Here is a 20,495-nt window from a genome sequence, read left to right as displayed (position 1 = left end):
GTTGTTGGAAAAACCTGCACCATTGCAGCTGCATCTGGCTCCTGTGTTGTCAGCGGCTTAACAAATGCAATCGCCTACACCTTCACAACAACAGCTACTAACGATGGTGGTTCGTCATCGCCTTCTGCTGCCTCGCTTGCAGCAACTCCTACAGCAACTCCTGTTGCACCAGTTGTCACATCAACGAGTGCGCCAACTGGAACTTTGCGAAATGGCCAGCTTCTTACCTCTGCTGTTACCTTCTCTGGAACACCAACACCGACTCTTTCCTACAAGTGGCAACGCTGCACCAGCGCTACTGATTTAACTACCTGCGCAGATATTCCATCGCAGACTAACTCCACCTACACCCTTACCGCAGCAGATGCCACACGCTTTATTCGCTCAGTTGTGACCGCAACTAATAGCTCAGCACCTTCTGGAGTAGTAGGAACCTCTTTGGTCACAGCCGCCATTGCAGCTATCGCACCTGGTGCTCCCACAACCCTGTCTGCAATCGCAGGAGATGGCGCTGCAACAATCTCCTTCACACCTGGCAGTGATGGCGGAGCAGCGATTACAAATTACAAGTACTCACTCGATGGCACAAACTATCTGCCATTAAATCCAGCAGATGCCACATCTCCAATAACTATTACCGGCCTGACAAATGCCACCGCCTACACAATTACTCTCAAGGCGGTTAACTCAGCTGGAGATTCTCTTGCCTCAACTTCAGTATCTGTCACACCAGTAGATCAAGGCCCACCAACATTGATCAGCGCAACTCTTGCCGCAGATGGATTGACCCTGACATTGACCTATAGCGAGCCACTATCTGCAACAACTGCTGCCACAGGCGCCTATGTGATCGCAGCAAATGCAAGCCCAGTTGCAGTATCTAGCGCCGTTGTTTCAGGCTCAACTGTGGTGCTCACTCTTGCAACAGCTATTGATGAAGGCGCAACAGTATTGGCCAGTTACACAGATCCGACTGGATCAAATGATGCCAATGCAATTCAAGATCTAGCAGGCAATGATGCTGCCAGCTTCACCTCTAGCAGCGTGACAAATAATTCAACACATATAACACCGCCGGGAACACCAGCTGCTCCTACTGCAGTTGCAGGAGATATGCAGGTGAGCGTTACCGTTAGCGCACCTACTACAGGTGGGGCTGCAACCTCACAAACAGTTCAGGCATATCAAAATGGTGTTGCCGTTGTTGGAAAAACCTGCACCATTGCAGCTGCATCTGGCTCCTGTGTTGTCAGCGGCTTAACAAATGCAATCGCCTACACCTTCACAACAACAGCTACTAACGATGGTGGTTCGTCATCGCCTTCTGATCCCTCACAGCCAGCAACTCCAACAGCACCAGTAGTACCGGTAGTACCAGTAGTACCGGTAGTACCTGTTGCACCAGTTGTTCCTGTTGCACCGGTAGTACCGGTAGTACCGGTAGTACCAGTTGTACCTCCTGCCGAAGTAAAAATAATTTCTGATGCTGCAGCGAAAACTGTGGCGGAAAAAGTTGTAGTCGATAAGACAGCCGCAGAGACAGCTGCAAAGGAAGCGGATGAGGCAGCAGCGAAGGCAGTTTTGGTAAAAGCAGAAGCGGATCAAGCAGCGGCAAAAGCAGCGGCATTGGCAAAGGCGGCAGCTGAAGCACAACAAGCAGCAATTGATACAGCCGAAAATGCGCTAGAAGCTTTGAAGAAGGAAACAGCTGCGGCGGCGACAAAAGTTGTAGCAACACCAAGTGCGGTTAAAGCTGCAGATGTAGCTGCAGTAACTGTTCAACAAGCCGCAGCAGCGGCAAAGAAGGTAGCCACTGCTCAAGTTGCAGCAAGCAACGCAAACAGAAAAGTTGACATCGCGATAGGTGCTTTGGCTTCTAAAACAGCTACCGCCGCATCAATCGCACAGGCAGACAAGATAGCTGCTGCAGCAAAAACAGCAGCAAACAAGGCTGCAAATGCGGCTTTAGTAAAAGCTAATTCTGCCAAAGTCGTAGCAACTGCAGCATTTAAAGATTCTGAAAAAGCATCGGCTCTGATCCCAGCTATCCAAAAACAAGCCTCAGAGACTGCAGTGCTTGCCAAAGCTGCGGCAGATGTCGAGCTAAGAGCAACAGAAGCGCAAATCGCATCTACCTCGGAAGCACAGAAATCTCTTGACGCAGTTGTTGTCGCACTGAATGAAAAATCTGCTTTAGCTGAACAGTCTGTGAAAGCAGCAGATTTGCAGGAAAGAGCAATAATTGAAAAGAAGATAGAAGAAATCTCGACAAAAATTTCAGCGCTACAAGCTTCAGCGAATACCGCAGTTCAGAAAGCAGCAGCAGCTTCAGTAGAACAAGAAGCTGCAAAGACCTCAGCGGCAACGGCAGCGCAAATCGCAGCGGTTAAGGCTGAGGAAGTTTTGACAGCAAAATCAGAAGCATTAGCGAAAATTGCGATTGCGTCAAAAACTGCAGCTGATGCAAGTCTCGCGACCAAAGTTGCAGCGGCAGCGAAAGCAGCGGCAGCAAAAGTGCCAGCAAAAGCAACAATTGTCGCCAAGCCAAGCAGCACGACCAGCAAAAACTCAGCACAAGCAACAGTGACAGGTTTAAAGCCAGGCCAAAAAATTAAAGTCACAGTGAATGTGAAGGGAAATTAGTGAAAAAATCACTCGCATTTATTCTGCTGCTACTCAATTTTCTAGTTCTTCCTAACTCTCTAGCAAAAGAAGAAGTGGTAATCGATCGCATTACTCAAGCAGAAGCTGAAGATCTTGACATTGTGATACCGGATAATGTTCCACCAGGTCATCATTCCTTCACAATCGAGGTCTACGACGACAAAGGAACTGTAAGCAAAAAAGAAATTCCTTTTTGTAAAGATAATGATGGAATTGTGCAATGGGATGATAATTGTCCCAATTTAGTTTTGCCTACGGACCCAGTACCAGTAGAGCCAGTGAAGATAAACGAAAGTACTAGCGGTCTTAAGTCTTATGATCCAATGAAAGATCCGGAGACTACAAAAAGCTTGCAATTAGCTGCTTTTGCCGTCCTTGCTAGCTTGGCAGCGGCGAAGCGTGAAGAAAAGAAGAGTGATGAGGAACAAGATCAAGAGCAAGAGTCTTTGCAATCTGTTTCATCTGGAGCACTGAAGCTTCTAAAAAATGAACCGGGTTGGGGAGATTTATCAAAGACATGGCGTTCTCCATTAACTAGCAGGAGCGATTCATTCTTCATTTCTTTATCCCACCGATTTAATGGAATTTCTCCACTCCTTATTCGTACAGTTCAAGACGGAAACACTCTTCGGGCAATTTTGGGATCAATTTCTTCTTTATTGATCCCAACAGGATTGATCCTGGGAGTAATGGCTACTTCGAATGTAAATAACCAATCCTTGCCGCCTACTTGGACAATTGTTGCCGCGATTATGGCGGTCGCAATTTTCGACGCATTTGCCGGATTTTTAGCGGGCGGCATTTTCTTTGTGGCTACCTTGTTTACAGGCAACATCACTACTCGGGCTGAGTTATTAACAGCGGTTGGAGTTTTAGTGCTCTGTTTTGCCCCCGCATTATTAGCTAGCGCCTTTAGACCATTTAGACGACTTATTAGAAACCAAGACGATCTTTGGGAGCGATTTACTGATTATGCGTTAGGCGCGTTGCTCACATTTTGGGTCGTTACTAAAATGGTTGCTGCCATGAATGGATTGGCCCATCTTCAGTTACCAATTACTTCTCATGGAACGCAGTTAGGAATTATTGCGGCCGTTTTATTGGTTGCAAGACTAACCTTGGAAGATATTTCCGTTGAGCACTACCCTATGCGACTCCGTGAATTACATGTAGAGATTAAACCTCGAACTTATAATGAAAAGATTCGTTCGCTAATTTACAAGGTCATTGTTTTCCAGGGTATGGCGGTTCCATTTGTTGAGTCAGCATTACACTTAGCTTTGGGATCCTTGCTATTTGTTATCCCACAACTTTCAGCCTTAGGGCTTGAGGATAAACTTCCTAAGAAGAAGTTATATCTTCCAAAGGGTGTATTGAAGACAGTTGTCATGATCTTCGTGATGGCATTTGCAGCCAACTTAATTGAAGGCGCTTTCAGCACACCAGAAGCCTTTTTGAAGTGGAGTTTTGTTGTTATGGCTCTACCTGGCTTCTTCTTGCACTATTTAGATGCGGTCACGGATGCACCACAAACTGATTGGAAGACCACAGAAAATGGTCGAAAGATCTATCGAATCGGTGGGGTAGCAGTTTTCATATTAATGGCTTTAGTCGTAAAGGGCGTTGATATCGCATCATGGCTTGTTGGGTAATACTTAAGGCATGGCCACAGTATTGCTTACAGGTTTTGAACCTTTCGGAACTGCAACATCGAACCCTTCGGGTGAAATTGTAAAGCAGATTAGTGGCGACAACATTGTTACCGCAATTTTGCCAGTGGCATACACCCAATCAGCTGAGCAATTGCTTTCATTGATCGCAGAACACAACCCAGATGTCGTTATCTGTTTGGGTCAGGCTGAAGGACGTACGTCAATTACTCCTGAAAAAATTGCGATTAATCTGGATGACGCACGACTTGCAGATAACGAGGGCGTGATTCGCAACGATGTGAAAATTCTTGCCGATGGCCCTGATGCGTATTTTTCAACTCTTCCACTAAACGAGATAGTTGATGCAATGAAAGCTCAGGGGATTCCTGCAACAGTTTCATTAAGCGCAGGTGCGTTTCTATGTAATCACGTTTTTTATGTCGCACAGAACAAGTTTGCAGGAACAAATGTTCGAAGTGGATTTGTACACGTACCATTAATGGATTCACAGGCCCCCGAATTTCCGGGGTTGCCTACAATGCCTTTAGATCAAATGGTTACAGCAGTTCGAGCTATGCTTGAAGTAGTCGCTTAAGGGTACAAACCGCGAAGTTTGTGGGCTTCGGCAACACGGCCAACACCGATCATATGTGCAGCCTCTCGCCATGAAACATGTTTGGAAGCAGCAAGTGCTTCAACTTCTCTTATAGCGCGCATCATTATGTCGTTAAGGTTGGATTTCACTTCTTCAACGGTCCAAAAATAGTTTTGCTTATCCTGCACCCACTCAAAGTAAGAAACAATTACACCGCCAGAGTTAGCAAGGATGTCTGGCACCACCAATACTTTGTTTCCAGCAAGAATCTGGTCTCCGCCAGGAGTTGTCGGAGCATTGGCTCCCTCAACAACAATCTTGGCTCTAATTCCAGGGGCGGTTTTTTCGGTAATCGCATCGGATAAAGCTGCAGGGATTAATACATCTACATCTAGGTGGAGCAACTCCTCCTGCGTGAGTTTGTCGGTGCCGGGCATATTGAGTGAGCGGTTTTCGGTGAAATAGGCCCACAGTGCGGCCACGCTTTTAAAACCAGTAACAGCGCCATCAACATCGCTGACAGCAACTACTTTAAGTCCAAGATTTTCAAGACCAAGAGCGGTCCAATAACCAACTTTGCCAAAACCCTGAACTGCAACGGTTGCACCCTTCGGATCAATTCCTAAAGTTTTCAAAGCTTCGATTGTTGAAATTACAACACCATCACCAGTTGCTGAAGTTCTTCCTAGCGATCCACCCAAAACAATTGGCTTACCTGTTACAACACCTGGCACGGAGTATCCAGCGTTTACAGAGTATGTATCCATCATCCAGGCCATGTTGCGCTCATCAGTTCCTACATCCGGTGCAGGAATATCGCGTTCAGGACCGATGATGGGAAGAATTTCCGATGTGTACCGTCGAGTTAGACGTTCATTTTCACGTTCAGATAAATCACGAATATCAACGGCAATTCCACCCTTTGCGCCACCGAAAGGCAGATTAGTGAGTGCACATTTCCAGGTCATTAACATTGCGAGTGCGACAGTTTCTTCCATATCAATTGATGGGTGAAAACGCACACCACCTTTTGATGGCCCTCGGGTTGTTGAATATTGAACACGGAAGCCTTTGTACATTTCCACATCACCGTTATCGCGGCGCAACGGAACTGCTACTTCAAGAATACGACGTGGCGTAGAAAGTGTCTGCCAATCATTTTCGGATAGCTCAAGTAGCTGAACTGCTCGTTGAAGCTGTTGTCGTGCGGTATCGAGTGCTGACTCTTTGGTCACCAGTCTTATCCTTATCTGTTAACTACGAAGTGCTTTAGCAAACTCGCGGAAATCTTCAACAAGTAGATCAATCTCTTTTTGGCCATGCGCCAATGAGATCAACCACTGCTCATCAAGACCCGGAGGAGTTATGATTCCGCGGTTTAGTGCAAACAACCAGTGAGCTTCAGCGATACCAAAGTCTGTCGCTTTGTAATCACGGTAGTTGCGAACTGGCGTAGTGGACCAAGTAACACAACCCTTTACGCCAAATCCAACTGTGTGTGCAGGTAATTGGTACTCATCAATGATTTCACTAATGCGATTTAATGCTTGCTGATTCAATGTTTCAGCATCAGCAAGTGCTTGATCTGAACAAAGGCGATCAATTGCGCGAACACCCGCCATTGCAAGGGGATTACCGTTGAATGTTCCGAAGTGCGCCATTTTGCCGTTTGTTACAAAGTCCATGTACTTCTTTTTTCCACCAAATGCAGCCAATGGAACTCCGCCACCAATTGATTTAGCAAGAGTGATTAGATCGGGTTCAACACCTAAGCGAACAGATGCACCATGGGCGCCTGCTGTTAGGCCTGTCTTAACTTCATCAAAGATAAGAATGACGTTGTACTCATCGCAGAGTTCACGAACCCGCTCTAAGTAGCCAGCATCCGGCAGGATGATTGCAAGGTTTTCTAGAACTGGCTCAACAATGTAGCAAGCAATCTTTGAAGCGTTCTTTTCAAACATTGCTTCAAGTGCAGGAATATTGTTGTAAGGAACAACGTAAATGTCACCTGGTACTAAGTTGGAATCCATAACCGCAGTTGGCTCTTCTGGATCGCCAGCCTTGTCTAGGGGCGGTTTGGCTGAAACAACAAAAGGATCGTAGCTACCGTGGTAACCACCCTCGACCTTAAGAATTCCCATTTTATCTGAGGCTGAGCGCGCGACACGGACTGCATACATCGTTGATTCGGTGCCGCTATTTGTAAAGCGGACTTGATCAATCTTAAATCGCTTACAAATCATTTCTGCAGCATCAGTTGAAGTTGGTGATGGTGTTACGAAAAGCATTCCTGTTGTTAGTGAACTTTGAATTTCTTCGATAACAGTTGGGTTTAAGTGTCCAGCGAACATTGCGCCGAATCCCATAGACAGATCCAAAAGCTGGCGACCATCAACATCGGTCATATATGCGCCTTTGGCAGAGACGATTGAAATTGGATATGGATCCCAGTGTTGGAAACTTGATGTGACACCTAGAGGCAAAGATTTGAATGAACGCCGGCTCTCTTCGGCGCTCTTGCCAGTACTTTTAGTGAATAGTTCCCATTCTTGCTTGAGAATAGCTTCAACCCTCTGCGGGTCTACTGGAACTGATGTTGATGGGACGAATCTAAATGTTTGCTTGTGATTACTCTGTGTCAGCATTTGTAAAACTTGTACGGCAAAGGTTTCAGCTTTTGAAACTCGTTTGAGAAGTACTCTCCCGGTTCGTTTTAGTTAATTTCTTAACTTTGGCAATTCTCTCACTCTTTAATTAAAAAGCAACCCCGTTAGACTGGCGGCATGCGTAAAAGTCGGGCATTTTTAGCCTTTTTATTGGCTTTTTTGGCCATAAGCGGGGTTTCTCATGCGTCGGACACTATTCCCTTAAGTTGTGCAAAAAAGAGTGATTACACAATACGTATTTCAAATGTAATAAAAGGGTGTGAAAAAACTGAATTTTCTTTGGGTGCTGGGGCAATTCCACGCTCGTTAATCCGTCCATCCGCAATCGATAAACAACTTATGTACCGCTTTAAAGCAGCCCAAGCCGCTGCAAAAAAAGATGGACAGGCGTTGTACATCGCATCTGGGTATAGATCTTTGTCCCGCCAAAAAACTTTGTTTGCACAGGCAATAAAAAAATACGGAAGCACAGCCGAGGCAAGTAAGTGGGTTGCACCACCACTTGTTTCACACCATCCATGGGGTGTTGCGATAGATGTGAATTATCCGGATGAACCAATCGCAGCAGGTTGGTTAGAAGTTAATGGATCCAAGTTTGGGTTGTGTCGTGTATTTGACAACGAATGGTGGCATTTCGAGCCAGTGATTGCTCCGGGTTGGAAATGTCCCGCTCTAGTACCTGATGCAACTTTCAGTAAGGATTAGCGAAGGAACAATGCTCGTAATCTGCGTGATGTAACAAATAGTCCTGCAGCAATCATTACAACGAAGTATGCAATGTGAACTAAGACGCCAGAGTTAATAGTTCCAAACCAGAATGCGCGGACTAATTCAATCCCGTGCCATAAAGGTAGTGCCATGATGATCTTTTCTACCCAATCCGGATAGACAGAAATCGGATACAACGAGCCCGAGAACAAAGTCATTGGCAAAAGGATTATGTTTATGAAACCCATTTGTTGGTAGGTTTTGAAGAAAGATGTCACAGCCATTCCAAATGAGGCAAAGCCAAATGCGACTAAAGATGCCGCAGGGATTGCTAGCAGCGCCCAAACACTTGGGGTAAGCCCCAGTGCGGTGACAACGGTTAGGAAACCTATTGAGTAAATCAGGCCACGAATAAGCGCCCAACTGATCTCGCCAAGGGCGATATCCAAAGGCCCAAGCGGCGTAGAAAGCATTGTCTTATACAACTTTGACTCATTGAGTTTCCAGAAGACATTCCAGGTGGAATCATAGATCGCACCATTCATAGCACTGTTAGCCAACAATCCTGGTGCAATAAACAATGTGTAATCAATAGTTGTGTCGCCAGTGGTTATATCTCCAACAAGATTTCCCATGCCATATCCAAAAGCCAATAAGAAAAGAACTGGCTCAACAAATCCAGTGACAACAGGAATCCAGTTAGTAGATCTAAAAGCTAGCCAACCTCTTTCTAGTAACACATGAGGACGACCGGCATACATCGCAGTAGTTTTACTCTTTTCTGCAATTTCAACAGCAGCACTCACTTAGCCAACCTCCGTTCAAATTGGCGCCTCGCAAGGGTAAGTCCAACTATTACTAAGGTTGATAAGAATGTTAAGTGAACTGTGACCATAAAAGTGCTGATTCCGTAATCAAAAGCAGCTTCTCGCCCAAGTTCTGTCGTATGCCATAGTGGTGAAACCCAACCAATTGGTTGCAAGTAAATTGGCATCGAAGATAAAGGAAAAAATGTTCCGGAAAATAAGAACATCGGCATGATTACTAAGCGACCTAGAATGTTAAAGAACTGATCGACTTTTTCAATTCTTGCTGCAGCAAACAAAACGACGGCACCGAATGCGCCGCCTCCCAGAATTGCTGTCGGGATCAGCAAAATACTTAAGCCAAAATTCACGACATTAAATGCAAGAAGTAAAACGTAGTAAATCGAAACGCTAAATAGCGCTCGGCACAGTGCGGATAGATAAACACCCAGCGCAATTTGGCGTCCAGTAATTGGTGTTGCATTTTGGGCAAAGAAAAGTTTGCGCCACTTAAAGCCTTCGATAGTTGGAAATATTGTTTCATCCATAACAGCGGTAATCGCAGAGTTAGCCAGGAGCGCCGGTGCGATAAAAGCAATGTATTTAATGCCATTTGTGCCGCTTGTACCGGATCCTTGTTCCACCAGCACGCCAATGCCGACACCGACTGCAATCAAGTAAAACAAAGGGTTTCCGACGTCTACGACAGTAATGATTGTTTTCCATTTAGCCATAGATTTCAAACGCGCCGAAGCTATATACAAAGCTCCAAAGCGCTGAATCTGAACAACATCAATACCGGTGTTCATTCAATCAATGTTCTTCCAGTTAAACGCAAGAACACATCTTCAAGTGAGCTTCGACGAACCAACGAAGTAGTGGGATGCATCTTGGCAGCGGCAATTTGTTCTAGAAGTTTTTCACCATCTTCGGTGTACATCAAAATTCGGTCTGGCAAAATTTCCATACGTTCACACATTTGCGTTAACTGTGGAGCTACCTCTTTATTACGATCGCTACCAAATCGAACCTCAAGAACTTCTTTGCTTGAATACTCTTTAATCAAACCTTGTGGTGAACCTTCAGCCATGATCGCACCCTTGTCCATTACGACAAGACGATCACACAACTGTTCAGCTTCATCCATAAAGTGTGTGGTTAATACCAGAGTCACGCCTTGTTCCTTTAAGCGGAATAAGCGATCCCATAAAATATGTCGTGCTTGTGGATCTAGACCTGTTGTCGGTTCATCCAACAACAAAATGTCTGGTTCGCTAACAAGCCCGCGCGCAATTGTTAGGCGGCGCTTCATTCCACCACTGAGGTCTTCTACCTTAACATCACGTTTTTCTTCAAGCTGTGCGAATTCAAGAAGTTCTTCGATCTTGCCCTTTATAAACTTCTTTGAAAGACCAAAGTAGCGACCATAGATGTACAGGTTCTCGCTAACAGTTAGTTCACCATCCAGGTTGTCTTGTTGTGGCACAACACCTAAGTGCGCGCGAACAAGAGGACCAAACTTTTCTGGATCTTTATCCAAGATTTCAACAGTGCCTGATGTGCGGGTAGATGTTGCGGCCAAGATGCGCATAGTGGTTGATTTACCAGCGCCGTTGGGACCTAATAATCCAAAGGACTCACCCTTGGCAACATCAAAGTCAATGCCGTCTACAGCGGTGAAATCCCCGAAAACCTTGGTTAATCCACGTACAGATATGAGTGGTTTAGACATTCTTCTAGTCTACCTGAGTATTGTTTGCCTACGTGCGATTCATAAATGAACCTACCCACGACCTGACATATGACGATGTTTTCATGGTGCCAAGCAGATCTGAACTTTCATCCAGAATGGATGTCGATCTTTCGGCGATAGATGCAACCGGAACAACGATTCCGCTTGTTGTTGCAAACATGACAGCTATTGCAGGGCGACGCATGGCAGAAACAATGGCACGTCGCGGTGGTTTAACTGTTATTCCACAAGATATTCCGCATGCTGTTGTTGATTCAGTAATTACATGGGTGAAAGAACGTCACCCCTTCTTTGATACTCCAATTACTTTGTCACCCCAATCAACAGTTGCAGATGCAGTTAGTTTGTTACACAAACGCGCACATGGCGCAGTAGTAGTTGTTGAAGGTGGAAAACCTGTAGGAATCATTACTGAAGAGGATTGCAAGAGCGTAGATCGCTTTACGCAATTGCATCAGGTCATGAGTAAAGATTTAACAACAATGCCAGACACGCTTGGCGCTCGCGAAGCATTTGAATTTTTGAATCAACATCGCCACAAATTGGCACCAGTTGTTGCAAGTAATGGTGATCTCGTTGGAATCATGACGCGCTTGGGTGCACTGCGTGGAACTTTGTATTCACCGGCACTTGATGCAAAGGGACGTTTACGAATTGCTGCAGCAGTTGGAATTAATGGAGATGTCGCGGCAAAAGCGGCAGCGTTGATTGAATCTGGCGCAGATGTTTTAGTTGTAGATACTGCCCACGGTCACCAAAAGAAAATGCTAGAAGCTTTGACTGCCATTAGATCTATTAACCCACAAATTCCAATCGTTGCCGGAAATGTTGTAACCGCACAAGGTGCTCATGATTTAGTACAAGCTGGTGCAAACATTGTAAAAGTTGGTGTCGGTCCTGGCGCGATGTGTACTACTCGCATGCAAACAGGCGTAGGACGCCCACAATTTTCAGCAGTTTTGGAGTGCGCAACAGAGACTAAAAAGCTTGGCGCACACGTGTGGGCCGATGGCGGAGTCCGCCATCCGCGCGATGTTGCGCTGGCACTAGCCGCAGGTGCATCACAAGTAATGATCGGATCGTGGTTTGCCGGAACTTATGAATCTCCAGGGGATCTTCAAAGTGATGCGAATGGTCGCTTGTATAAAGAATCCTTCGGAATGGCATCGGCACGTGCTGTTGCAGCGCGAACATCCCAGGAAGATGCCTTTGATCGCGCCCGTAAAGCGCTCTTTGAAGAAGGAATCTCAACATCTCGAATGTACTTAAACCCTGCACGACCAGGCGTTGAAGATTTATTGGATGAAATCATCGCCGGAGTTCGCTCTTCCTTTACATATGCCGGTGCAAAAAACATCGAAGAGTTTGCAGAGAAAGCAACTGTTGGAGTTCAATCTTCAGCAGGTTACGCCGAAGGACGACCACTACATTCTTCGTGGAGTAATTAATAGGTTTTAAAGGTCGTAAGCTTTACTAGCGATTTGATGGCGGACATCGACATAGCTCTTTGATGCACCATCAATCAAATGTTCAAATCGTTGATTACCTTTGATATGAGAACGTAAGTATTCTGCTGAAATTTCTTGGCTAAAGAGTGCCGGTTTATTGTCCATGATGGCAATCTTTTTGTAGGGACGAACCAAACGAAACAGGTAGGTCGCTTTATGAATTACTTGGGTGAGAAAAAATCTTGTAACTCTTTTACTTGGCTTTTTTGTTGCAGAATTAGCCAGACCAAGCAAAATTTCAGCAATTTGCTTTCCACCACTGGTGTCTGAAAGTTCTGCGCACTTGTTGCGTAGATTCTCTCGCAATTGCGCATCACTTAATTTTCTCACTGTTGCGGTTATGTCTGACAAATTGGCGTGATCAGCACGCAGTGCGTAGCCCTGATCATGGCACCACTTAGCTCGAGCATCTTGATCATCAGTACCGCGAATGTTTGAAATCAGCACAGTTGGGATTTGTGCCGGCAATAGTTCATGAACACTGTTATATCCAGTAGCTGCAATAGCGCCATCAAAGGCTGCAAGTACATCTGCCAGTGGGAAATAGCGCTGGATTTTGGTATTTAGTCCAGCTGGAACAAGACTTATGCCGTGTGCGTCCTCTGGATTTTTAGTTAAGACAACTTGTAATCCTTGCCAATCAAGTAAACCACCAAGAGCGGCACGCATCTTTTCGTTCATATCATCATCGCCCGTACCGAGTTGAACTAATACTGCAGGGCGATCACTGTCGAGTCCTAAGATTTTACGTGCATCGTCACGAGTATGTGCGCGAGCTTTAGAGTAGAGGGATACAGGCGAGGTCAATATCGCGTCTTTGCGTTTAGAGGTTGGCCCGTGGTCGTAAGCACGTGCAATATCGCCTGGTTCGATAATCGCATCTACTAAGTGAGATTGAAATGGAAGAGCAAAGCGGAGAATGTTTTTCTGCCATAGGCCTCGACGAACCCAAACAATTGTCAGATCTGGGCGCTTTAATTTGGTTGCAATAAATCCTGGGTAAGGAACAACTCCATCGAAAGAAATAACCTTTGCCCCGGTCTCATCAGCGATAGCGATTAAACGATCTCTAAAATAACGATCCCAACGATGCGCCGGCATCCAACGGCGAGTTTTTCCAGGAATGTATTCGCAAGGTATTCCAATAACTTCTGGTATTTCTGAAATTCCCCCAGCTACGGAAACAATAATTGGTTGCGCGGTATTTTTGAGCTCTTCTGCAACTGCAGTCGCTCGGGCCAAGTGACCCATCCCAATTCCATTGCTTGTGGCGAGAATAATCATCGGTTTATCCACGACGTAGAACTTTTCTCAGAAGTAATGAGATCACCTTTTGCACAAAGATAAAGAGCTGCTTTGGAGAGTTAATTTTCTTTCCTTCACGCTTTAGGTATCGGAAGAAACGTACAAGGCGATTATGTTTACCCTTATTTATAGCTGCAAATTGATCATCGCTCATCCAAAGAACACCCCACTGTCGCTCAATTGATTTATATAGAGGTGTGTCCAGTGTTAACGCTCGTGCAAGGGCTGGGGCAAATACAGCAAAGGCCCTTTGATCTTTCTTATTTACAATACCGACTAGCCCGTTTTGGCTTGAGAGAAGGTAATCAATAAGGTCTTTCAGGTCGAAATCACCAGCAGCTTCCGCATAAATGTAATAAGGGGTTGGTCCGTGTGTGAATCCCTCAATGAGCTCTTCAATCACCAACTGTGAATCAAAACCTATGTTCTCAAATGAGTATTCAGCGTCGCCCTGTAGCCAATTGTGTATTTCGCGAAGGTCACTATGGGAATCATCTAGCGGTGAGTATCTGTGATCCAGAACATTCCAAGCTGCCAAAAGAGTGAAGTGCGCGTTTGTGCCTGGAAGTTTCAGAAGCTTGGCACGAAGATCTAATAATTGATCAAGAGTTGAATCGCGAACATCTAAGAAGACTTGATAAGTTGGTATCGACCAATTAAAAGCGTTCTTTGCACGCACGCTGTGCATCTGCGGAACAAGTTGTGCAAGCAATGGATCATTATGTCGATGAATTAACTCTTTATTAGATTCAACAGTGCTATAGCCCAGATGCCAAGATTTAGCTTGGCGATCGGCGACGGTGCGCAAACCATTTATAAAAACTCGCCAACCAAACTCAGTATCTTCGGCTGTAATAAAGTTGCGATCGTACCCACCAAGGTAACGCCATTGCTGATTTCGAATAGAAAATGTTGCACCTACAAAAGATCTGTACCCATCTAATTCTGGTTTTTCCAAATCGTGAGTACGCGTAACTCGTTCTTCCCAAAGATCCTTACCCCAGCTCTCAGTATGCAAATGATCAAATTCGCCAGCTTTTATGGATTTCATCAGAGATTCAGGTGTGTAGTTCCAACTCTTAACAAAACGCTTCCAACCCAGAACAGCGTAATCATCATTGTCGTGATGCCATTTCATGTGGTGAGCTAAATGATCAGCATCAAAAATCATGTCCGCATCGATAAACCAGAGGACATCCTCGCGCAGTTTCGCAACACAATCATTTGTTGCAGCAGTTTTCCCCCATCGGCCTGCTGCATTTTTATAGGAAATCAGCTTGGTTTTTGCAGGCTTGATCTTAGGGAGTACTAGTGGTTTTGCGCTTGCATCATCAATAACGTAAACCGAAGTTAATGATGTTGGGTAACTTTGCACAGAAAGAGAGGCTAAAACTAAATCAAGCTTTTCTTGGCCATCACGGCAGGCAATTACTATCGCAACAGATAATTTCGGATCTGACACAAGGGAAAGCCCCTGGGGACGGGCAAAACGATATGGCTCGTATCTCATCGTTTTTTTCCAAAGATTGGGTGGTCCCAAATTCCGACCACTTGCTCATTAGCGCCATTTAAATACTTGGAGTAATTAGTAACGTAAGTGTGAAAAGTAAAGGTTCGACGATAAATGTATCCGGCCCCAAAAGTGCGCCAGATTTTCCCGCCGTTATTTACAACATTACTGAGCAAATATGTATCAACTGCAGTGTTGCCCTCTCCAAACCAACCTGCTGCTTCTGCAACATCTGACTTAGCCAAAATAGTTCCACCACATACCCAATCACTCCATAGTTCAACTGCCTGTGTCCCATGAGGTTTAAATCTACGCACCGTCAATTGCAAAGGCTCCAGGTAAACATAATTCATAGCCCGTCCCACAACATCTGCACCTGTATCAAGTGCGGCATCTACTAAATCACGAAGGTGTTCTGGCCCGTAGTAGTCATCATCATCCATTTTTGCAATGAATTCACCGGTTGATTGCGATGCTAATGAAGTGAGAATCATTCCCAAAGTTTTATCGTGAGAATATTTCTCTACAATCACATTCACTTTTCGGCGCTTGAGAGCAGCTATTTGTTTTTTATGCGATTGTGACAACTCAAATGCATGCAAACCTAGAATCAATTCAAAGGCAGCTAGGGTTTGATCAAGGAGCTGGTCAAGTAAATTTGAGAGATCGTCTGCTCTAAGTGTCGAGACTAGGACGCTTATCCTTGGATATTTTTTAATGACAGATCTTCGAGACTTACGTAGAGCCTGCAGGCTTTCTATTTCCTGTGAAAATGAGGTGAATCGATCCATTGTCTTAATTGGATTCGATGTCATGTGCCAAGACTACCAATAATCAAATCTGCCACTGATAAGATTCGAAAATGTCCGCCGAGCGCGCAAGTACCAAAAAACCCGCTAAATCCGACCTTGTTATCACTCTTAAGAAGGCTCTTTTAAATTTCAAGGCTCTCCCTTTGTATTTCTACAATCGCTATATTCATAAGTCCCAGCCGGCTAAATCTAAGATTGTCTTTGTCATTTCTTTTCCACGTTCTGGAACTCATGCGATTGGAAGTTTACTCTCGAATGAGGAAGTTGGATTTAGATATTACGGCGAATTCTTCATATTCAATGCATGGCAATCACTAATTGAGCGAATCAATCACTTCTATCCATTTTTCTCTCTTCGCTATTCAATAAATTTGCGACAGCAGCGCAAGTCTTGGAAGTATTACAAGTTTGAAACAACTTCCTTAGATGCCCATCGCACTATGTCAGCGATTAGTAGTCTCCCAGGAATTCACATTATTAAAGTTTTTCCACAGCATCTATCAGATCCACTGCTTCAGTCGATCATCTCAGAATTCAAGCCAAGTATTATCTTTCTTCGTAGAAATCACCTCGATCGTTTTGTTTCACATAAAAAAGCTAACGCAACTGGAAAGTGGCATACAGCAAGTACTTCAGAGGTTGTTGTTGATTTAGATTTGCAAGAATTTGAAACCTTTATTTTTAACTACACAAAGTTTTATACGGATTACTTGCACTTTGCAAAAGCGCAAGGATGTCCAATTCTGGATGTTGATTTTGGCGATCTACACAACCCCGAAAAAGTTCGCGAAATCCAAAAATTCGCTCAGTTCGAAGATTTTAAAGATTGGGACAAGCTGACGCTTGCTCCAACCACAGTAAAACAAGACCGTTCAAACAAAGCGCAAGAAGATTTCTTGGTAAAAATTGCAAAGAGCTATGGGGATTACGACTTTAAGGCTGTGACTCTATGAGCAAAATTTCCGCAATCCTTAAAGAACTTGAGAACGAATCGATCGAGATTCTTCGTGAAACAGCATCTGGTTTTAAAAAGCCAGTGATGATGTATTCAATTGGTAAAGATTCCTCAGTTTTATTGCACCTTGCTCGCAAGGCTTTTTACCCATCACCGATTCCATTTCCGCTGTTGCATGTGGATACAACTTGGAAATTTAAGGAGATGATCTCTTTCCGAGATCGAATTGTCACCGAAACTAAATCACAGTTGATTGTTCACACCAATCAAGAAGGCGTACAAGCTGGCATTAATCCTTTTAACACCAATGCATCCGAGTACACGCGTGTAATGAAAACAGTGGCCCTACGCGAAGCCCTCGATTTGCATGGGTTTGATGCAGCAATTGGTGGTTCTCGTCGTGACGAAGAGAAGAGTCGGGCGAAAGAGCGCATTTTTAGTGTCCGCGACCCCGGTCATCGCTGGAATCCTCGCGAGCAACGTCCAGAGTTGTGGCGAACATATAACACTCGACTTGCACCAGAACAGACAATGAGAGTTTTCCCAATTTCTGATTGGACCGAAGCTGATATCTGGCATTACATATTGCAGGAAAAAATTGAAGTAAATCCTCTTTATTTTGCAAAAGAGCGACCAATGGTTCAGCGCGGTGATCAAATGATTATGGTCGATGATGATCGTTTTCAACTTCGAGATGGTGAGACACCGTTTATGAAGATGGTCCGGTTTCGCACGCTTGGTTGTTATCCACTTACTGCAGCAGTTGAATCAACTGCCACAACTATTGAAGAAGTTGTTGAAGAAGTTCTACAGGTCAAACTCAGCGAACGTGCTACACGCTTAATCGACGGCGAAAATGAAGATTCAATGGAAAAGAAAAAGACTGAAGGGTACTTTTAATGGCCGGCGCAATTGTCCGTCTACTCACTTGCGGAAGTGTTGATGATGGCAAGAGCACTCTGATCGGACGCCTACTTGTTGAAACCGATAGCGTTCCACATGACACTATTGGAGCGGCTCGAAAAGTAAGGCGGACAGGTTCAACAATTCCTGCCGGTGATATTGATTTTAGTTTGCTCACAGATGGTCTTGAAGCAGAGCGCGAACAAGGCATCACGATCGATGTTGCGTATCGCTCGATGACACTTCTGGATGGAAAACGCCTAATTATTAGTGATGCTCCGGGGCACGAGCAGTACACCCGAAACATGGTGGTTGCAGCTTCGCGCGCTGATATTGGTTTAGTACTAGTCGATGCAATGAAAGGTGTGCGCACCCAAACTTTGCGTCACCTAACTATCTGTTCACTCATGGGAGTCTCCCGGCTAATCATTGCAATTAACAAGCTTGATGCCATGGATTACAAACAAGAAGTATTTGATGCTATTTCTGCAGATATTCAGCGAGCAGTCGAACGCCTGGATGTACAAGACATTCACATTATTCCAATGAGCGCACTTGCCGGAGATAACGTCGTATTCCCTAGCGAAAAAATGCCTTGGTATAAGGGGCAAACTTTGCAAGATGCGATTCAGGGATGGGAAAAACCTAAAAATCTATCCACTAGTGGGCTAATGCGCATTCAAATGATTGCGCGAGCAGAAAACTTCCGTGGCGTATCTGGGACAGTCCGCCGTGGCACCTTCACAGAAGGTGAAGAAGTCACGATTTTTCCAAGTAATCAGCAGGCGACAATCTCTTCCATCGTAACTTTTGACGGCGACATTAAAAAAGCTGAAACCGATGTTGCTGTAACACTTGTTCTCACTCCCGAAGTTGATGCAACTCGAGGTGATGTCATTGCAGCCTCTAAGGATGATCTGACTGCAGCTGATCGTTTTGCAGCGCACCTTGTTTGGCTTCATGAAGATCCTTTGATCCATAGTCGCTCATATCTGATGATTAGCGGACCTTCGACTACACCAGCAATTATTACCAAAATTAGGCACAAGATCGATGTAAACACTGGCGAGCATATTTCTTCAGATACCTTAAAGATGAATGAAATCGGCGATGTCGAAATTGCATCAGACATTCCTTTGGTGATGCGCCCATATACCGATGATCGTGAATTTGGAAATTTCATACTTGTGGACCGGCTAACGCTTAAAACGGTTGGCGCAGGAATGATTCGTCATGCATTGCGCCGTGCTTCCAATGTGACTCACCAAGACTACGAAGTAAACAAACTCCAACGCAGCGCACAGAAGAATCAGAAATCTCGCGTCGTTTGGCTTACTGGTTTTTCTGGATCTGGAAAATCTACAATCGCAAACGCCCTTGAAAAGCGTTTAGTTGCGCAAGGTGCTCACGCATACGTATTAGACGGGGATAACTTACGACTTGGCCTAAATATGGATCTTGGCTTTACAACTGAAGACCGAGCAGAAAATGTCAGGCGCGTATCTGAAGTAGCAAAGCTGATGGTCGATGCAGGCTTAATTGTAATTTCAGCACTTGTTAGTCCTTTCGAAGTCGATCGCCAAAGAGCAAAGAGCAAGTTTGAACCGGGAGAATTCCTTGAAATCTTTGTTGATACACCAATCGAAGTTTGTCGAGCGCGAGACCCAAAGGGTCTCTTTAAGAAATCTGATGCGGGTGAAATTCCCAATTTCACTGGTGTTGGTCAAGAATATGAACGTCCAGCACACCCTGATTTAGTGCTTGATGGCACTGCGCCAATACAAGATAACGTGGATAAAATCCTTACTATTCTTCTATGAACTGGATTATTTTTGCTTTCGTAGGAAGCACCGCTCAACTTATAGACGGTGCACTTGGTATGGGATTTGGACTTACCAGCTCAACTTTGCTTGTCACCTTAGGTGCATCTGCTGCGGTGGCATCTGCTGCAGTCCATTTTGCCGAAATTGGAACAACCTTGGCATCAGGAGCTTCTCATTGGCATGCAGAAAATATTGATAAAAAGATTTTGCTGCGACTTGCCATCCCTGGTGGCATCGGTGCTTTTTTAGGCGCAACTTTTCTATCCTTCATCGATCTTTCTAGTTCAAAGATCTTTATATCTACACTGCTTTTGTTTCTTGGCTTTCTTCTGCTGTATCGCAATGTATTTAAAGCAGAGGGCCAAGTGAATATGATAGAAATTAAGAGCCCTCGCTTTTTGAGCTATCTTGGATTTACTGGTGGATTTGTTGATGCCTCTGGAGGTGGTGGTTGGGGTCCAATCGTTACTCCAACTCTCATTTCAACAACATCTATGGAGCCTCGAAAAATCATAGGCACCGTTAGCGCCGCTGAGTTTGTTGTTGCAGTAGCAGCATCAATCGGCTTCCTGGCGCAGATTGGGCGAATCGACATCAACTGGGGGATCGTCGGAGGCTTAGCTCTCGGTGGAACTATTGCTGCTCCAATTGCTGCACGATTGGTTGGAAAGCTCCCAGCAAAGCAACTTGGTATCTTCGTTGCCCTTGCAATCATTATTCTCAACGGTATAGCTATTCTTCGAGCCTAGTTGGGAAACACGTATTGTGGTTTATCAAAATGCAATAACGCCATTACAATTAAGGCCTACCCAAAAGAAATGATTGTGACGAA

The 20,495-nt window shown here is 44.8% G+C and carries 17 protein-coding genes; 9 read left to right on the top strand and 8 right to left on the bottom strand.

All coding sequences use genetic code 11. The features are described 5' to 3' along the window. From AC9UGD_RS05665 to pcp, 3 genes are all read left to right on the top strand, one after another. The coding region (locus AC9UGD_RS05665; RefSeq protein ID WP_509570744.1) for a fibronectin type III domain-containing protein at nt 1-2,643 on the top strand (2,643 nt) is incomplete at its 5' end. Further along, entirely contained in the window at nt 2,643-4,316 is a 1,674-nt protein-coding gene (locus AC9UGD_RS05660) for a hypothetical protein (RefSeq protein ID WP_509570741.1), read from the top strand. The genes AC9UGD_RS05665 and AC9UGD_RS05660, both read left to right, overlap by 1 nt. Nucleotides 4,317-4,326: 10 nt before the next feature. Continuing rightward, nucleotides 4,327-4,911: a pyroglutamyl-peptidase I gene (gene pcp / locus AC9UGD_RS05655; protein ID WP_509570739.1), complete on the top strand. Its 585-nt coding sequence runs from the start codon at nt 4,327-4,329 to the stop codon at nt 4,909-4,911. Here the strand turns inward: pcp and AC9UGD_RS05650 are convergent. Both AC9UGD_RS05650 and AC9UGD_RS05645 read right to left on the bottom strand, forming a co-directional pair. Further along, on the bottom strand, nt 4,908-6,146 hold the full coding sequence (locus AC9UGD_RS05650) for a Glu/Leu/Phe/Val family dehydrogenase (RefSeq protein WP_509570736.1): 1,239 nt from the start codon (nt 6,144-6,146) through the stop codon (nt 4,908-4,910). The genes pcp and AC9UGD_RS05650 overlap by 4 nt on opposite strands. An 18-nt stretch (nt 6,147-6,164) precedes the next feature. Next, nucleotides 6,165-7,559 (bottom strand): aspartate aminotransferase family protein, encoded by a 1,395-nt coding sequence (locus AC9UGD_RS05645; RefSeq protein WP_509570733.1) that lies wholly within the window; start codon nt 7,557-7,559, stop codon nt 6,165-6,167. A gap of 138 nt (nt 7,560-7,697) precedes the next feature. Between AC9UGD_RS05645 and AC9UGD_RS05640 the strand changes: the two genes are divergently transcribed. Further along, nucleotides 7,698-8,285 (top strand): D-alanyl-D-alanine carboxypeptidase family protein, encoded by a 588-nt coding sequence (locus AC9UGD_RS05640; protein WP_509570730.1) that lies wholly within the window; start codon nt 7,698-7,700, stop codon nt 8,283-8,285. On the opposite strand, the gene AC9UGD_RS05635 is transcribed toward AC9UGD_RS05640, so the two are convergent. Genes AC9UGD_RS05635 through AC9UGD_RS05625 form a run of 3 tightly spaced genes read right to left on the bottom strand, consistent with a single transcriptional unit; the run spans nt 8,282 to nt 10,826 of the window. Continuing rightward, on the bottom strand, nt 8,282-9,049 hold the full coding sequence (locus AC9UGD_RS05635) for an ABC transporter permease (protein ID WP_509570746.1): 768 nt from the start codon (nt 9,047-9,049) through the stop codon (nt 8,282-8,284). The two genes, AC9UGD_RS05640 and AC9UGD_RS05635, sit on opposite strands and share 4 nt — an antisense overlap. 41 nt (nt 9,050-9,090) lie before the next feature. Then, nucleotides 9,091-9,903, bottom strand: a complete 813-nt coding sequence (locus AC9UGD_RS05630; RefSeq protein WP_509570728.1) for an ABC transporter permease — start codon at nt 9,901-9,903, stop codon at nt 9,091-9,093. After that, nucleotides 9,900-10,826, bottom strand: coding sequence for an ABC transporter ATP-binding protein (locus AC9UGD_RS05625; RefSeq protein WP_509570725.1), 927 nt, complete (start codon nt 10,824-10,826; stop codon nt 9,900-9,902). The genes AC9UGD_RS05630 and AC9UGD_RS05625 overlap by 4 nt, the downstream gene beginning before the upstream one ends. A gap of 32 nt (nt 10,827-10,858) precedes the next feature. On the opposite strand from AC9UGD_RS05625, the gene AC9UGD_RS05620 reads away from it, so the two are divergent. After that, a complete protein-coding gene (locus AC9UGD_RS05620) occupies nt 10,859-12,295 on the top strand; it encodes a GuaB1 family IMP dehydrogenase-related protein (RefSeq protein WP_509570723.1) in 1,437 nt (478 codons plus the stop codon). 6 nt (nt 12,296-12,301) lie between these two features. Here AC9UGD_RS05620 and AC9UGD_RS05615 read toward each other — a convergent pair whose 3' ends face one another. The 3 genes from AC9UGD_RS05615 to AC9UGD_RS05605 are packed head-to-tail and all read right to left on the bottom strand — an operon-like array spanning nt 12,302 to nt 15,985. After that, on the bottom strand, nt 12,302-13,639 hold the full coding sequence (locus AC9UGD_RS05615; RefSeq protein WP_509570720.1) for a glycosyltransferase: 1,338 nt from the start codon (nt 13,637-13,639) through the stop codon (nt 12,302-12,304). Nucleotides 13,640-13,643: 4 nt separating this feature from the next. Further along, entirely contained in the window at nt 13,644-15,170 is a 1,527-nt protein-coding gene (locus AC9UGD_RS05610) for a glycosyltransferase family 2 protein (RefSeq protein ID WP_509570718.1), read from the bottom strand. Next, nucleotides 15,167-15,985, bottom strand: a complete 819-nt coding sequence (locus AC9UGD_RS05605; RefSeq protein ID WP_509570715.1) for a glycosyltransferase — start codon at nt 15,983-15,985, stop codon at nt 15,167-15,169. Before AC9UGD_RS05605 ends, AC9UGD_RS05610 begins: the two co-directional genes overlap by 4 nt. A gap of 47 nt (nt 15,986-16,032) precedes the next feature. Here AC9UGD_RS05605 and AC9UGD_RS05600 point away from each other — a divergent pair, with 47 nt between their 5' ends. The 4 genes from AC9UGD_RS05600 to AC9UGD_RS05585 are packed head-to-tail and all read left to right on the top strand — an operon-like array spanning nt 16,033 to nt 20,412. After that, entirely contained in the window at nt 16,033-16,935 is a 903-nt protein-coding gene (locus tag AC9UGD_RS05600; RefSeq protein ID WP_509570712.1) for a sulfotransferase domain-containing protein, read from the top strand. Further along, the gene (gene cysD, locus AC9UGD_RS05595) at nt 16,932-17,837 is read left to right on the top strand and encodes a sulfate adenylyltransferase subunit CysD (RefSeq protein WP_509570710.1); all 906 of its coding nucleotides are present in this window, start codon (nt 16,932-16,934) and stop codon (nt 17,835-17,837) included. The genes AC9UGD_RS05600 and cysD overlap by 4 nt, the downstream gene beginning before the upstream one ends. Continuing rightward, complete coding sequence (cysC, locus tag AC9UGD_RS05590) at nt 17,837-19,660, top strand: adenylyl-sulfate kinase (RefSeq protein WP_509570707.1); 1,824 nt, start codon at nt 17,837-17,839, stop codon at nt 19,658-19,660. The genes cysD and cysC overlap by 1 nt, the downstream gene beginning before the upstream one ends. Further along, on the top strand, nt 19,657-20,412 hold the full coding sequence (locus AC9UGD_RS05585; protein WP_509570704.1) for a sulfite exporter TauE/SafE family protein: 756 nt from the start codon (nt 19,657-19,659) through the stop codon (nt 20,410-20,412). The genes cysC and AC9UGD_RS05585 overlap by 4 nt, the downstream gene beginning before the upstream one ends. The last annotated feature ends 83 nt before the right edge of the window (nt 20,413-20,495 follow it).

Origin of the sequence: Candidatus Planktophila sp. (genome assembly GCF_044232745.1) — a bacterium.
Lineage (GTDB): Bacteria > Actinomycetota > Actinomycetes > Nanopelagicales > Nanopelagicaceae > Planktophila.
Note: the sequence above shows the minus strand (reverse complement) of the source record. Positions and strands in the feature narration are given on the sequence as shown.